Origin of the sequence: Paenibacillus rhizophilus (assembly GCF_003854965.1) — a bacterium.
Taxonomy (GTDB): Bacteria; Bacillota; Bacilli; order Paenibacillales; family Paenibacillaceae; genus Paenibacillus_AQ; species Paenibacillus_AQ rhizophilus.
Window position 1 is genome coordinate 107,392 of record NZ_RQPI01000011.1, and the last position, 14,056, is coordinate 121,447.

Here is a 14,056-nt window from a genome sequence, read left to right on the forward strand (position 1 = left end):
AATTTCTATATTCAAGCAACAAAGTATTCTATAACAATATCAAAACCGCGAAGAAAGGTGAAATGACCATGAATGATGGAATAAAGGACGGCAAAAGTGACTTGGCTCCCGAGAGGCTGTTCACAGCGGTGAGATTGTCCCCCGAACTTCGCGGAGCCGTGGGCGGCATGTGCCGCAGGCTGTCCAGGGAGCTTTCCTTTGCCAAGTGGGTCCATGAAGAGGACTACCATATTACGCTCCAGTTTCTGGGCGATACCGACCCGCGTGCCATTCCCGCGCTGGTATCGGCGCTGAGGAAGGCCGCCGCGAACTTCGGGCCGTTCACCTTGTCGCTGAGTGAAGCGGGCGTCTTCGGAGCGACGGCTGCACCGCGCGTCTTGTGGGCGGGATTAGGCGGCGAGACGGATCAGCTGCGGGAGCTGCAAGGCCGGATTGTGGAGGCCACGCTGCCGCTGGGATTTCGCGCGGAGGAGCGCGCTTACAAGCCCCATGTGACGCTGGCTCGCAAATACAGGGGAGAAGGGGCTTTCGACCCCGGACAGCTTGATGCGCTCACACGGGAAGAGGCGGCTTTGCATGCGTCCTGGAGAGTTGATCAATGGGTTCTTTTTGCAACGCGGATGCATAACAAACCGATGTATGAAATTGTCGAAACGATAAACTTTTAAAAAAAACAGAAAAAAACTTGTTCAAACCTCTCATTTTCGGTTACATATAGAAGGAATGTGCCGTAAAACTAGGAGGAATAAAATGCCAATATTTAAACAAAACCGCTGGATGATGCCGCTGTTCGGTGTTATTCTGGTGTGTTTCTCTGCGATAATTTTGCTTGTGCCCGGACTGAGCCGGAGCGGAGAGCGGGACAAGGTCCATCTGGGCCGCTTGCAGTCGCCGCGGTTTTCGTCTGCGGCGGAGACCGGCGATATGGCCGTGAAAACGGCTAACAGGACCAAGCCGGCGGCGGAATCGGACCTTGCGCCCGAAGCCGCTAAAGTCCGGCAGGTCCAGCTCAAGCTGTCCGCCGTATATCGGGCACCCCGGTCCGCCTGGAAACCGGCGCTCGCCGCTGAATGGCTGAGCGCGAAAGAATGGAACCGGAAGGATCAAGCCGCCTCGGCCGTAACGGCAAAAGGCGGGACCTTCGCAGCCGCCGCAATGAGAATCCCGCAGAGCGTCCGCGAAGCGAAGTGGAAGGCGGCGTCCGGGGCCGCGGCGGGTCAATCCGCGGTCAAGAAGGCAGTCGTATCTCAGCAACATCCCCCCGCAATACTTTACTTCTCACGGAGCAGGCTGTTAAGCCGGGAAGAGCGCCACCAGGCGACCCGGAGCTACGCGGTATCCGAAGAAGATGTGCTTCTGCTGCAGAGAATTGTAATGGCAGAGGCGGAAGGCGAACCGTACAAGGGCAAGGTGGCAGTCGCCAACGTTGTTCTGAACCGGCTGCGGTCAGCCAATTTTCCCAACACTATTAAAGAAGTGATTTACCAAAAATTTCAGTTCAGTCCGGTAGCCAACGGGCGGCTGAACCGGGTCAAGCCGAACCGTGAATCGGTCAGGGCGGTGGCTGATGCGCTTTCCGGAGTCAAGGCGGTCACCGACGATACCTATTATTTTCTTTCGCTTAAGCTGGCCCAGGATCTCACCGTGCACCATTCCCGCACTTTTTCCAAGAAAATCGGAAATCATAGCTTCTATAGATAGTTCATCTTCTTGTTACTGGGTAATCTTACTATATGAACAGAGGAGGGGGAAAAATCATGAAAGTTACCTACTACGGCCATTCCGCGCTGCTGGTTGAAGCTGCCGACGCCAAGATTATCATTGATCCGTTCCTGTCGGGAAATCCCCATTCGGGAATCGCGCCCGGGGATATCCAAGTGGACGCCGTGCTGCTGACCCACGGTCACTCCGATCATCTCGGGGATGCGGTGGAGATTGCCAAGAACAACGATTGCCCGATATTCGCGGTGTATGAGCTTGCCGAATACTGCCGGATTAAAGGCGCTAAAGTCAAGCACCTGAATATAGGCGGCGCACATACGTATTCGGGATTCACCGTAAAATATACCCCTGCTTTCCACTCCTCCTCCATACAGGAGGGCGACTACTGGATTTATCTTGGCCAGCCTGCGGGAATTCTGCTGAACCTTGAAGGCAAGACGCTGTTCCATGCCGGGGATACCGCGCTGTTCGGAGATATGAGGCTGATCGGAGAGCGCAATGCCATCGACATCGCTGCGCTTCCGATTGGGGATATGCTGACGATGGGACCGGACGATGCGCTGCTGGCTGCGCGCTGGCTGCGGGCCGCCAAGGTCATTCCGGTGCATTACAACACGTTTCCGGCTATCGAGCAAGACGGAACGCAGTTCTGCGACCGGCTGAAGCAGGAGGGCATTGACGGCTATCCGCTCAAAGCCGGTGAAAGCCTGGAGGTGTAGGAAGAAGACGCGGGCGGCGCGCAGATTTTCTTTTATCGGGCGCTGCCCTGCCGGGGGCTGAGGCATGTACCCGCTAGGGCGTCTCGGGCCGTTTAAACGGCAAAAAAGGATGACCGTCGCAAAGCCCGGTCATCCTTTTTCAATTTCGTCCCGAGGGTCAAGGCGTCAAATATACCGCTTCTTCGGTGCACGGCTGAGAGAGGGCGCTCCGGCTCCCGGCCAGATCCTTCGAATTTCCGAGCATTTCCAGCACCGTTACCGCGCAGTCCCGCGGCTGGTAGCGGTCGGGCGAGAGCCGGAGGCGGCGCTGTTCCTCAAGCTCCGCGTACTCGCGCCGCAGGAGCCGGAACCACTTATCGACGACCCTCTCGGAGTCCAGCACCTCGGCAAGCCCGAGTTCGACGAAGTATTGGGAGTTTTTCTCTTCCTGCCCGGGAATGGCCTGGTAGAACAGCATCGGAATGCCTTTGGCCAGCGCTTCGGTGCAGGTCATGCCGCCCGGCTTCGTAATCAGCAGATCGGCGGCTTCCATCAGCTTGTTGACGTCGCTGCTGTATCCGAGAATGGTAACGTTCGGATGCCGGAGCCGGGGATCGCTGCGCATTTTTTCCACCATTTTATCATTGCTGCCCATGCAGAAGACGAGCTGAATCTGATCCATCTTGGCCGTCAGCGCGTTCATGATCTCTTCGCCGAACATCAGGCCCCAGCCGCCGCCCATAACAAGCACCGTAGGCATATCTGCGAGTCCAAGCTCCTGGCGGAGCGTCTCTTTGCTCGATCGTTCCCAGAACTTGGGGTGGACGGGGATGCCCGTTACCGTTACCTGGTCGGACGGAATGCCGCGCCCCGTCAAGATCGACTTGACCCGCGAGGTGGAGACGAGATAGCGGTTCACCTCCGCGTTGACCCAGCTGCCGTGCGCGTCGTAGTCGGTAATCAGCGTGTATAGCGGCACGTTCAGCCCCAGACGCTTCAGCCTGGAAACGACGGCGGCGGGAAGAGGGTGAGTACATATAATAAGATCGGGCTTAAGCTGCTCGATGACTTGCCGGGCATGAGTATAAAAAACCCGGTGCAGCGCCAATTTGGTGAATCGGTTCAGTGATCTGTGATATTGCGTCTTGTACAGCATGCCGACCAGCTTCGGCTGGCTGCTGACAGTCTTGCGGTAGGCGGAAAGAATCCACGGAGCCACCGTCGGGTTCAAAAATTTGCCCAGCTCGATGACCCGGCACTGGACTGCCGGATTGAGGCGCTTAATTCCTTCAGCCAGAGCATAGGCTGCCCCTGTATGGCCAGTGCCAAAGCCTTCCGAAAACAGCAGTACTCTTTTCTTTCGCATAATGTCACCCGCTACTTTCCATATCAATAGAATTGCAAAGTCTGTTACATCCACTATACGCTATATTCGCTCAGAAATTCTGTTCTCTTTTCACATTATACAAATAAGACGTAAATAGAAAGTTAAAACACTGCAAAAAATTAAAAATAAAACATTTGGGAACGTATTGCAATCCGGCGGTCAAAGTGGTAAATTAATCAGTGACTAAATGACCATATTCGTAAAATGGTCAGAATGATTGAACAGCATTTCGCAAAGCGGCGGAAAGGACGTGCAAAGAGTGGCAGTGGTGGACCGAAGGCAGCAGGTGATCAAGGCGGCGGCGAAATCTTTTTCACTATTCGGGTACAAGGCGACAACGATGGATCAGGTGGCGAAAATCGCGAACGTCGGCAAGGGCACCATCTATACTTTTTTTTCGAACAAGGAGCAGTTGTTTGACGAGATTCTTCACACGGTTATCCTCGAAATGAAAAATATCGCCGAACGGGAGATTAGGCGCGACAAGCCTTTCTTCGATAACCTGCAGCGGGTGCTGGACGCCCTGCTTGAATTCCGAAGCGAGCATGAGCTGTTTATCAAGCTTTCCCAGGAAAAGCGCGAATTCGGCACGCCGCAGGCGCAGGAAGGCCTCGACAAGCTTGAGAGTGTCATCCTCAGTTATATAGAACGGGAGGTGGAGTACGCCATCGGGCTGGGAGAAGTGAAGCCGTGCGATCCCAAGGTCGTATCGGTGGTTATGCTGAAGCTGTATATCGTGCTGACCTCCGAGTTAAACAAACTGCGCGAGCCTCTGGACAAGGAGCAGATCAAATCGTATTTCCGGCTGTTTCTGGCCGAAGGGCTGGAACAGAAGCAATCGTAAGAGGGGGCGGAAGGCTGCCGGGGCGCTTTTCGCTGCCGCATCGGTTTCGCCGGACTCACTATTGAAAAAGCCGAGAGGGCTTTTTTTATCCCTTTTGTTGACCAATCGGGGAAAATAGTCAGTGGTTATTACAGCAATACAGCAAAATATAAAGAAATTTCATAAGGAGAGGACCGGAGTGAAATCATTATCTGTTTTTATCAAAGACCTGCGCACGGCCTTCAAGAAGCCGATGACGCTGATTACCCTGCTGGTCGTGCTGTTCATTCCGATACTGTACAGCGGAGTGTATCTGAAGGCATTCTGGGACCCGTACGGCAATCTGGATAAGATGCCCATTGCGATCGTCAATGAAGACAAGGGCGCCAACTACGAAGGAACCAGGCTGAATGCCGGGCATGATCTGGTGGAGGAGCTTAAGAAAAGCAAAGATTTCGACTGGAGTTTTGTCAGCCGCGAGCAGGCGGCGGAGGGACTTAAGAAAGACGAGTATTATGTGGCGATCATTGTGCCGGAAAATTTCTCAGCCAATGCGACGACGCTGCTGGATGATCATCCGACGCCTGCACAGCTCATTTACGAGCCGAAGCAGGGCGAGAACTTCACGGCAAGCACCATCGCGGGTTCGGCGGCCAAGGAGCTAAAAGCCAAAGTATCCGCGAAGATTACGGAGGCGTATGCGGATTCCGTCTTCGACAAAATCACCGATATCTCAAGCGGGCTTGGCGAAGCCAGCAACGGCGCGTCCAAAATCGCCGATGGCGCCGGCAAGCTGGACGACGGCGCGTCCAAGCTGAAGAATAATCTGCTTGTCCTGAACGATGGCGCGGGCAAGCTGCTCAGCGGCGTCCAGCCGCTGAAGCAGGGCGTCGCGGCGATCAAGACCGGGGCCGCCCAGCTACAAACGGGCGGCAGTTCCCTGGCCGGCGGGCTGAACCGGCTGTCCGCCGGCCATAAGCAGCTTGCGGCTGGCGCAGCGCAGTCGGCGGCAGGCGCCAAGCAGTTGAGCGGCGGGCTGCAGCAGTCGGCCCAAGGCGCGGCGAAGCTTCAGACCGGAGCGGAATCCGTCGCGGCCGGCAGCGCGAAGCTCCAAAGCGGAGCGGAGTCCGTCGCGGGCGGCAGCGGGAAGCTGCAAGCCGGCCTGGCTTCTTCAGTCGACGGCAGCGCGAAGCTGGCGGACGGACTCAAGGCCTCGGCCGAAGGCAGCGCGAAGGTGAGCGCCGGGGCCAAGAGCGTCTCGGATGGGCTCCAGCAGCTGGCAGCGGCCAATCCGCAGCTCGCGTCGAGCGCCGATGTGCAGAAGCTGATCGCCGCAAGCAAGGCGGTTGCCGAAGGCAGCGCGCAGCTTCAGCAGAACCAGGCGCAGCTCGCGCAGGGCGCAAGCGATTTGCACAGCGGCCAGGAGCAGCTGGCGCAGGGCGCCGCGCAGGTGCATGACGGAGCGCAGCGGCTCGCGGCCGGTGCGGGCGAGCTGAACAGCGGAGCGCAGCAGCTGAGCGCCGGCGCCTCGCAGCTGGCCAAGGGGCAGCTGCAGCTCGCTCAAGGCGCTTCGGCGCTTGCAGCTGGCGGCGGCAAGTTGTCGGCCGGCATGCAGCAGTTCGGGGCCAAGCTCGGCGAAGCGGCCCAGGGCGGCAGCAAGCTGGCGGAAGGCGGCGCCAAGCTGGAATCAGGCGCGTCGGCGCTTGCGGCCGGAGTCGCCAAGCTTGGCGGCGGCATCGGCTCGGTGGCCGAAGGCTCTCAGAAATTGGCCGACGGCGCGGGAGATTTGAAGGACGGCACGACCGACCTGAAGTCCGGATCGGCGGAGCTTGCGGGCAAACTGGACGATGCGGCGGATAAGACGGGCACCGTCAAGAGAACTGACGAGACCGTCGGCATGTTCGCCGAGCCGGTCGAGCTGAATCAGGAAACGCTGAGCGAAGTGCCGAACTACGGTACCGGGCTCGCTCCTTATTTCCTGTCCCTGGGCCTGTTCGTCGGAGCGCTGATCTGCACGATCGTCATCTCGCTCCGTACCACTACGGTTGAGGAGGCAAGCCGGTTTAACCGGTTTGCCAGCCGCACGCTTATTTTCTCCACTATGAGTCTTCTGCAGTCCCTGTTGGCGGCGTCGATCCTCCTCTACGGGCTTGGACTCGAGGTTCAGAGCGTGCCGAGGTTCTATGCGTTTACGTTTATCGTCAGCATCTCGTTCATGTGGCTCATCCAGGCTCTGGTGACCTGGCTGGATCAGCCCGGCAGATTCGTCGCGATTGTGCTGCTGATCTTTCAGCTCACGACAAGCGCGGGCACCTTCCCGCTTGAGGTCATTCCGAAATGGATGCAGTCGATCCATCCGCTGCTTCCGATGAGTTACAGCGTGCAGGGCTTCAGATCGGTCATCTCTACAGGCGATTATGGCAGAATGTGGAGCGATGCGGGTACGCTGGCTATTTATGGCGTCGGCTTCCTTCTTCTGACACTTTTGTACTTTATGACCCGCGGACGCGATTCACAAGTTGAATTAAATAGTGAACAAGTTTTGTCTGTATAACGCCATAATGGAACCGCCGGAAGCGGTTTTCACCGGAGCGCCCTTTTAGGGCGCTTTTTGGTTTATACAGGTAAAAAAAACGCTTTCCCATTAATATTACAAAAGGATTACATGTGTATAGCGCTTTCAATTTATAAGCCCATATTCAATTATTATGTATAAATATTCATCAGGGAGATTAATTGGGCTTTATTTCGCTAAAGCTGTGACGCAAAAGCTAATCTTAATCAGTATAATAAAAAAGTTTAAATTGCGCTCATGTGAGGTCGATGATAAAATAATATAACCACTCTGCGTTGAATAATTATTAATAATGCCCCACTTTATTATAGAAAGGTTGCGTAAGATGAGACACACAGAACTGCCCCCTAAACAGGGCCTTTACGATCCCCAGTTCGAGAAAGATGCCTGCGGCATGGGTTTTGTCGCCCATATCAAAGGAAAGCCTTCTCATGAGATTGTCAGCAACGCCTTAACCATGCTCGCCAATATGGAGCATCGCGGAGGCCAGGGAAGTGAGCCGAATTCCGGCGATGGCGCGGGTATTATGCTGCAAATTCCGCACCGGTTCTTCTCCGAAGAAGCGAAAGCGCTCGGCTTTGAACTGCCGGAGGCGGGCCTTTACGGTGTCGGCATGCTTTTTGTGTCTCATAACGAAAGCATCCGCACCGCACACGAGCGCATCCTGAGCGACATTATCGCCGAAGAAGGGCAGACGCTGCTCGGCTTCCGCGACGTTCCTACCTGCGACGACATGCTGGGCAAGACGGCAAAGGCCGCCAAGCCTTATGTACGCCAGGTATTTATCGGACGTTCCGGCGATATTCAAGGCGATCTTGCCTTCGAACGCAAACTGTACGTTATCCGCAAACGGGCGGAGCTGGCTGTCCGCTACGGCGGATTGGAAGAGGGAGATTCCTTCTACCTGCCAAGCTTGTCCTGCCGCAAAATCGTTTACAAAGGAATGCTGACCACCGAGCAGGTTGGACAGTTCTATCTCGATCTTCAGAACGAAAAGCTGGAATCGGCGATCGCGCTTGTCCACTCCCGGTTCAGCACCAACACGTTCCCGAGCTGGGAGCGCGCGCATCCGTACCGCTTCATGATTCACAACGGCGAAATCAACACGCTGCGCGGCAACGTGAACTGGATGCATGCACGGCAGTCCTTGTTCAAGAGCGAAGTGTTCGGCAGCGATCTGGACAAAATCAAGCCGATCATCAACCCGGACGGGTCCGACACGGGGATGTTCGACAACACGTTTGAATTCTTGTACCTGAGCGGACGTTCCTTGCCTCATGTGGCCATGATGATGGTTCCTGAGCCGTGGAGCAACCACGACAGCATGGACGAGAAGAAAAAGGCGTTCTATGAATACCACAGCACCCTGATGGAGCCATGGGACGGGCCTGCCGCCATGGGCTTCACCGATGGCGTGCAAATCGGCGCGATCCTTGACCGCAACGGTCTGCGGCCTTCGCGCTATTATGTAACGAAGGACGATTTGATTATTCTGTCCTCCGAAGCGGGCGTACTGGATATCCCGCCGGAAAATGTGCTGTACAAGGACCGGCTGAGACCGGGCCGCATGCTGCTGGTCGATACGCAGGAAGGCCGCATTATTTCCGACGAAGAAGTGAAGGCGTCCATCGCTTCCGAGCATCCGTACCGCGACTGGCTCGACGAGCATCTGATCGGCCTCAGCGAGCTTCCGGATGCTCCGGAGCTGCCGAATCCGAAGCATGACAACGTTCAGCAGCTGCAGCAGTCTTTCGGCTATACGTTCGAGGATCTGCGCAAGGTGCTTGAGCCGATGGCGTCTAGCGGCGCCGAAGCGGTCGGCTCCATGGGCTACGATGCTCCGCTGGCGGTGCTGTCCGACCGTCCGCAACGGCTTTATAACTACTTTAAACAAATGTTCGCCCAGGTAACCAACCCGCCGATCGACGCTATCCGCGAAGAGCTGGTTACTTCGACGACAACGACAATCGGACCGGAGCGCAACCTGCTTAAACCAGAACCGGAAAGCTGTCGACAGATCGCGCTTGAGACACCGATTCTGTCCAATGAGGATTTCGCGAAGATCCGACATGTACGCCGCGCCGGCTTCAAGGCGATGACTATTCCGATTCTGTTCCCGGCGGAGCTGGGGGCCGAAGGGCTGCGTACCGCGCTTGACCGTCTGAGCGAAGCCGCTGACCGGGTTATCGATAAGGGCCACAATATTCTTATTCTGTCCGACCGCGGAGTAGACCGCGAGAATGCGGCCATTCCGGCTCTGCTTGCCGTATCGAGCCTGCATCACCATCTGATCCGTCAAGGCACGCGGACCAAAGTTACGATTTTGCTGGAATCCGGCGAACCGCGCGAAGTGCATCATTATGCGCTTCTGCTCGGCTACGGCGTGAGCGCGGTAAATCCGTACCTGGCGTTCGAGAGCTTGGACGACATGATTGCCCAGGGCCTGCTGAGAGGCGTTTCGCATGAGAAGGCCGTAAAGAACTACATTAAAGCCGCGACCAAGAGCGTCGTCAAAATCCTGTCCAAGATGGGCATTTCCACGATCCAGTCCTACCGTGGCGCCCAAATCTTTGAGGCGGTCGGCCTGAATTCCGAGTTCGTTGACCGCTACTTCACCTGGACTCCATCCCGCATCGGCGGCATCGGTCTGGAAGAAGTGGCTGCGGAGACTCTGGTGCATCACAACCGCGCCTTCTCCGATAAGGACGGCAAGGACAAAGTGCTGGATTCCGGCGGTGAATACCAATGGCGCAGCGACGGGGAGGATCATCTGTTCAACCCGCAGACAATCCACATGCTTCAGCATTCCGTCCGCAGCGGCGATTACGATATGTACAAGAAATACTCCGCCCTTGTTCAGGGCGAGAGCAAGAAGCATCAGACGCTTCGTTCCCTGCTTGAATTCAAGCCGGTAGGAGAGCCGATTCCGCTGGAAGAAGTGGAACCGGTGGAATCGATCATGAAACGCTTCAAGACCGGAGCCATGTCCTTTGGCTCGATCAGCAAGGAAGCGCATGAGACGCTGGCGATTGCGATGAACCGCATCGGCGGTAAGAGCAATACCGGCGAAGGCGGGGAAGATCCGGCGCGCTTCATTCCGGATGCCAATGGGGATTCCCGCCGCAGCGCGATCAAGCAGGTCGCATCCGGACGGTTCGGCGTAACGTCGAATTACCTGGTGAACGCCGACGAGATTCAAATCAAGATGGCGCAGGGCGCGAAGCCGGGCGAAGGCGGACAGCTTCCGGGACGCAAGGTGTATCCTTGGGTTGCCGAGGTTCGCGGTTCCACGGCGGGCGTGGGTCTGATCTCGCCTCCTCCTCACCATGATATTTATTCCATCGAGGATTTGGCGGAGCTGATCTACGACCTGAAGAACGCCAACCCGCGCGCGAATATCAATGTGAAGCTCGTATCCGAGGTTGGTGTCGGAACGATTGCCGCAGGTGTGGCAAAAGGCCGCGCCGACGTGATCCTGATCAGCGGATACGACGGAGGCACCGGCGCGTCGCCGATGAACTCCATCCGTCATGCCGGCCTTCCGTGGGAACTGGGCCTTGCGGAAACGCATCAGACGCTGATGCTGAACAATCTGCGTGACCGTATCGTCCTGGAGGCGGACGGCAAAATGCTGAGCGGCCGTGATCTGGCCGTGGCCGCGCTCCTTGGCGCCGAAGAATACGGATTTGCCACTGCGCCGCTGGTGGCTGTGGGCTGCATCATGATGCGGGTCTGCCAGATGGACACCTGTCCGGTTGGCGTCGCAACACAGAATCCGGATCTGCGCAAGAACTTTGCCGGCGATCCGCAGCATGTCGTTAACTTTATGACTTTCGTCGCGCAGGATCTGCGCGAAATTATGGCCAGCCTCGGCTTCCGCACCATTCAAGAAATGGTCGGACGCACCGACTGTCTGGATGCTGTTCAAGCTTCGTATCATTGGAAGAAGAAGGGCGTCGATCTCAGCGGATTGCTGCATACGCCTGAACTGCCTGAAGGCAGCACGCGTTTCAACAGCAAGAAACAGAGTCACGGGCTGGAAGAGACGCTGGACGTATCCACGCTGCTTTCTCTTGCGGCTCCGGCCATCGAGAACGGAACGGTTGTGGAGGCATCCCTGCCGATTACGAACGTCAACCGCGCCGTCGGCACGATTCTCGGCAGCGAATTGACGCGCAAATACGGTGCGGCCGGCTTGCCGGACGACACGATTCGCCTGAACTTCACCGGCTCTGCTGGACAAAGCCTTGGGGCATTCATGCCGAAGGGCATTACCATCACGGTTGAGGGCGACACGAACGACTACATCGGCAAAGGCCTTTCCGGAGGCAAGCTGATCGTTAAGCCGTCTCCGAAAGCGACGTTTGCCGCCGAGGAGAACATCATTGTCGGCAACACCGGCTTCTACGGAGCGACAAGCGGCGAAGCCTATATCAGCGGCATTGCCGGCGAACGCTTCGCGGTCCGTAACTCCGGCGCCAAGGTTGTCGTTGAAGGCGTGGGCGACCACGGCTGCGAATACATGACCGGTGGACGCGTAGTCGTCTTGGGCGGAACCGGACGCAACTTCGCGGCGGGAATGTCGGGCGGCATCGCCTATGTATACGATCCTGACAATACGTTTATCAACCGCTGCAACCTGGAAATGGTTCTGCTGGAGCGCGTTGAGGAGAGCGAAGAGATCGAAGATCTGCATGGCATGATCGTCCGTCATACGGAGCTGACGAACAGTGCTCTTGGACAGCGTGTGCTGGATAGCTGGCAGGATAATCTGCCGAAATTCGTCCGTGTCATTCCGAAGGATTACAAACGGATGATGGAGCAAATCCGCAAGGTGGAAGAAACCGGCCTGACCGGCGAAGCCGCATTGATGGCTGCTTTTGAAGCGAACATGCGCGAGTTGGCACGGGTTGGCGGCTAAGCGGCAAGCTAACACTTTCTTATATTTTTAAATAACGATAACGCAATGCAAGCGGCAGTTTGGAGCAGGGCTCCGAGCTGCCGCTTTTTTTGCTAATCAGAGAAAGATACAGAAAAGTTTTTGCAGTATGTTTACTGTCGGAGTCGTCTAACCTAATATAGGGAATTTTTTGCGAAATTTATAACGGAAGGATGGTGCAATAATGACGGCAAATATAGCGGTTCAGGAACCGGTCGCCAGGCTCCTTGGCGTGACCAAACAAATCGGCAAGAAAACGCTGGTCAGCGACTTGACGCTCGATATTCCGGCGGGACAAATCTTCGGCTTTCTGGGCCCGAATGGCGCGGGCAAGACAACAACCATAAGGATGATGGTTGGGCTGATCTCGATTAGCCGGGGCGATATTATGATTGGCGGAAGAAGCATCAGGACGAATTTTGAAGAGGCGGTGGCGCAGGTCGGAGCGATTGTGGAAAATCCGGAAATGTACAAGTTTTTGACCGGATACCAGAATTTGCGGCAGTATGCGCGTATGGTCAGTGGAGTAACGAAGCAGCGCATTGATGAAGTCATCCAGCTCGTCGGACTGAACAATCGTATTCATGACAAAGTGAAGAGCTATTCGCTCGGCATGCGCCAGCGTCTCGGGGTAGCCCAGGCTTTACTTCACCGTCCCAAGCTGCTCATTCTGGACGAGCCGACTAACGGTCTTGATCCCCAGGGCATCCGCGAACTGCGTGATTATCTGCGGCGGCTGTGCCGGGACGAAGGAACAAGCGTGTTTGTCTCCAGCCACTTGCTGTCCGAAATGGAACTGATGTGCGACAGCGTGGCGGTCATTCAGAACGGCAAACTGGTCGACGTACGTCAGCTTAAGAGTGTAGGAGATGCTAAGGCAGGGCCGCAGAGCAGGGAGATCTTGTTCGAAGTGAATGATCCGGGAGCCGCACAGGCGCTTATCGGCGGAACTGTGGAGGCGGAAGGCCTTGTCGTGAGAGCTCTCCGGAGCGATATTCCCGGGCTGAACGAACGGCTGATAGGCGGCGGAATTCAAGTATACGGCATAAAAGAAGTTGTCGTTTCGCTTGAGGACCAATTCCTGAAGATGACAGGAGGTGAAGGCATTGAGTAGTTTCTCGGCGCTTGTACATAACGAGAATATTAAAATATACAGCCGCATCCGTACCTGGATCATGCTGTTTCTGCTCGTTGTTTTGAGTATCCTGGTGCCGGTGCTTACGTACGTAACCAGCGAGCCGCAATACCGGCCGACCATGTGGAACAGCTTTCAAATGACGATAAGCGTAATGTTCTTCTTGAATACGATTTTTACCGTTGTCATCGCTTCGGATGCCGTGGCGGGCGAATTCTCTTGGGGAACGATCAAGCTGCTGCTGATCCGGCCCTGGAGCCGCTCGAAAATCCTGCTTTCAAAATATATTGCGATGGTGCTGTTCAGCATCCTCACGACGGTTCTGCTGGCGGTTTGTGCGTTCGGAGCGTCGCGCATTCTGTTTTCCGCGGAAGGAACGTCCATGCCGATTGGCGGCTGGAGTCCGGAAGCTTATAGCCTGTTGGATATCGGCTGCCGGTATATCGAGCTGTTCCTGACCGCGGCGATTGCCTTCATGGTCTCCAGCGTGTTCCGCGCAAGCGGCCTGGCGATCGGCCTGTCGCTGTTTATTATGTTCGCCAAGGATGTATTTACCGCTATTTTCAATCCCGAACGGTATGAATGGGCGAAGTATTTGCTCTTTACCCATATGGACTTAAGCGCCTATCTGGTGGCGGACAAAGGACCCGGAGGCGTGACCCTGGGCTTCTCCATTGCGGTGCTTGCCGTCTATTATGCCGTTTTCCTGCTGTTGTCCTGGGTTGTGTTCAGCCGCAGAGACGTTGCCGGTTGACCGGAAAAAAACAAGAAGCCGGG

Annotated in this window: 9 protein-coding genes; 8 read left to right on the forward strand and 1 reads right to left on the reverse strand. The window is 56.0% G+C overall.

The window, feature by feature from the left end; all coding sequences use genetic code 11:
* Window positions 1-68 precede the first annotated feature (68 nt).
* The 3 genes from thpR (at window position 69) to EH198_RS17540 (ending at window position 2,441) form a co-directional block, all read left to right on the forward strand.
* On the forward strand, window positions 69-668 hold the full coding sequence (gene thpR, locus EH198_RS17530) for an RNA 2',3'-cyclic phosphodiesterase (RefSeq protein WP_185702943.1): 600 nt from the start codon (window positions 69-71) through the stop codon (window positions 666-668).
* 82 nt (window positions 669-750) lie between these two features.
* A complete protein-coding gene (locus tag EH198_RS17535; protein WP_246014393.1) occupies window positions 751-1,701 on the forward strand; it encodes a cell wall hydrolase in 951 nt (316 codons plus the stop codon).
* A gap of 56 nt (window positions 1,702-1,757) precedes the next feature.
* Window positions 1,758-2,441, forward strand: coding sequence for a metal-dependent hydrolase (locus EH198_RS17540; RefSeq protein WP_124696818.1), 684 nt, complete (start codon window positions 1,758-1,760; stop codon window positions 2,439-2,441).
* 157 nt (window positions 2,442-2,598) lie between these two features.
* Here EH198_RS17540 and EH198_RS17545 read toward each other — a convergent pair whose 3' ends face one another.
* Entirely contained in the window at window positions 2,599-3,786 is a 1,188-nt protein-coding gene (locus EH198_RS17545) for an MGDG synthase family glycosyltransferase (RefSeq protein WP_124696819.1), read from the reverse strand.
* A gap of 280 nt (window positions 3,787-4,066) precedes the next feature.
* On the opposite strand from EH198_RS17545, the gene EH198_RS17550 reads away from it, so the two are divergent.
* The 5 genes from EH198_RS17550 (at window position 4,067) to EH198_RS17570 (ending at window position 14,033) form a co-directional block, all read left to right on the forward strand.
* Entirely contained in the window at window positions 4,067-4,651 is a 585-nt protein-coding gene (locus EH198_RS17550) for a TetR/AcrR family transcriptional regulator (protein ID WP_124696880.1), read from the forward strand.
* Window positions 4,652-4,829: 178 nt separating this feature from the next.
* Window positions 4,830-7,184 carry a YhgE/Pip domain-containing protein gene (locus EH198_RS17555; RefSeq protein WP_124696820.1) on the forward strand — a complete coding sequence of 785 codons (2,355 nt, stop codon included), beginning with the start codon at window positions 4,830-4,832 and terminating at the stop codon, window positions 7,182-7,184.
* A gap of 346 nt (window positions 7,185-7,530) precedes the next feature.
* Complete coding sequence (gene gltB, locus EH198_RS17560) at window positions 7,531-12,126, forward strand: glutamate synthase large subunit (protein ID WP_124696821.1); 4,596 nt, start codon at window positions 7,531-7,533, stop codon at window positions 12,124-12,126.
* Window positions 12,127-12,328: 202 nt separating this feature from the next.
* Entirely contained in the window at window positions 12,329-13,258 is a 930-nt protein-coding gene (locus EH198_RS17565; RefSeq protein ID WP_124696822.1) for an ABC transporter ATP-binding protein, read from the forward strand.
* Window positions 13,251-14,033 carry an ABC transporter permease gene (locus EH198_RS17570; RefSeq protein WP_124696823.1) on the forward strand — a complete coding sequence of 261 codons (783 nt, stop codon included), beginning with the start codon at window positions 13,251-13,253 and terminating at the stop codon, window positions 14,031-14,033. Before EH198_RS17565 ends, EH198_RS17570 begins: the two co-directional genes overlap by 8 nt.
* The last annotated feature ends 23 nt before the right edge of the window (window positions 14,034-14,056 follow it).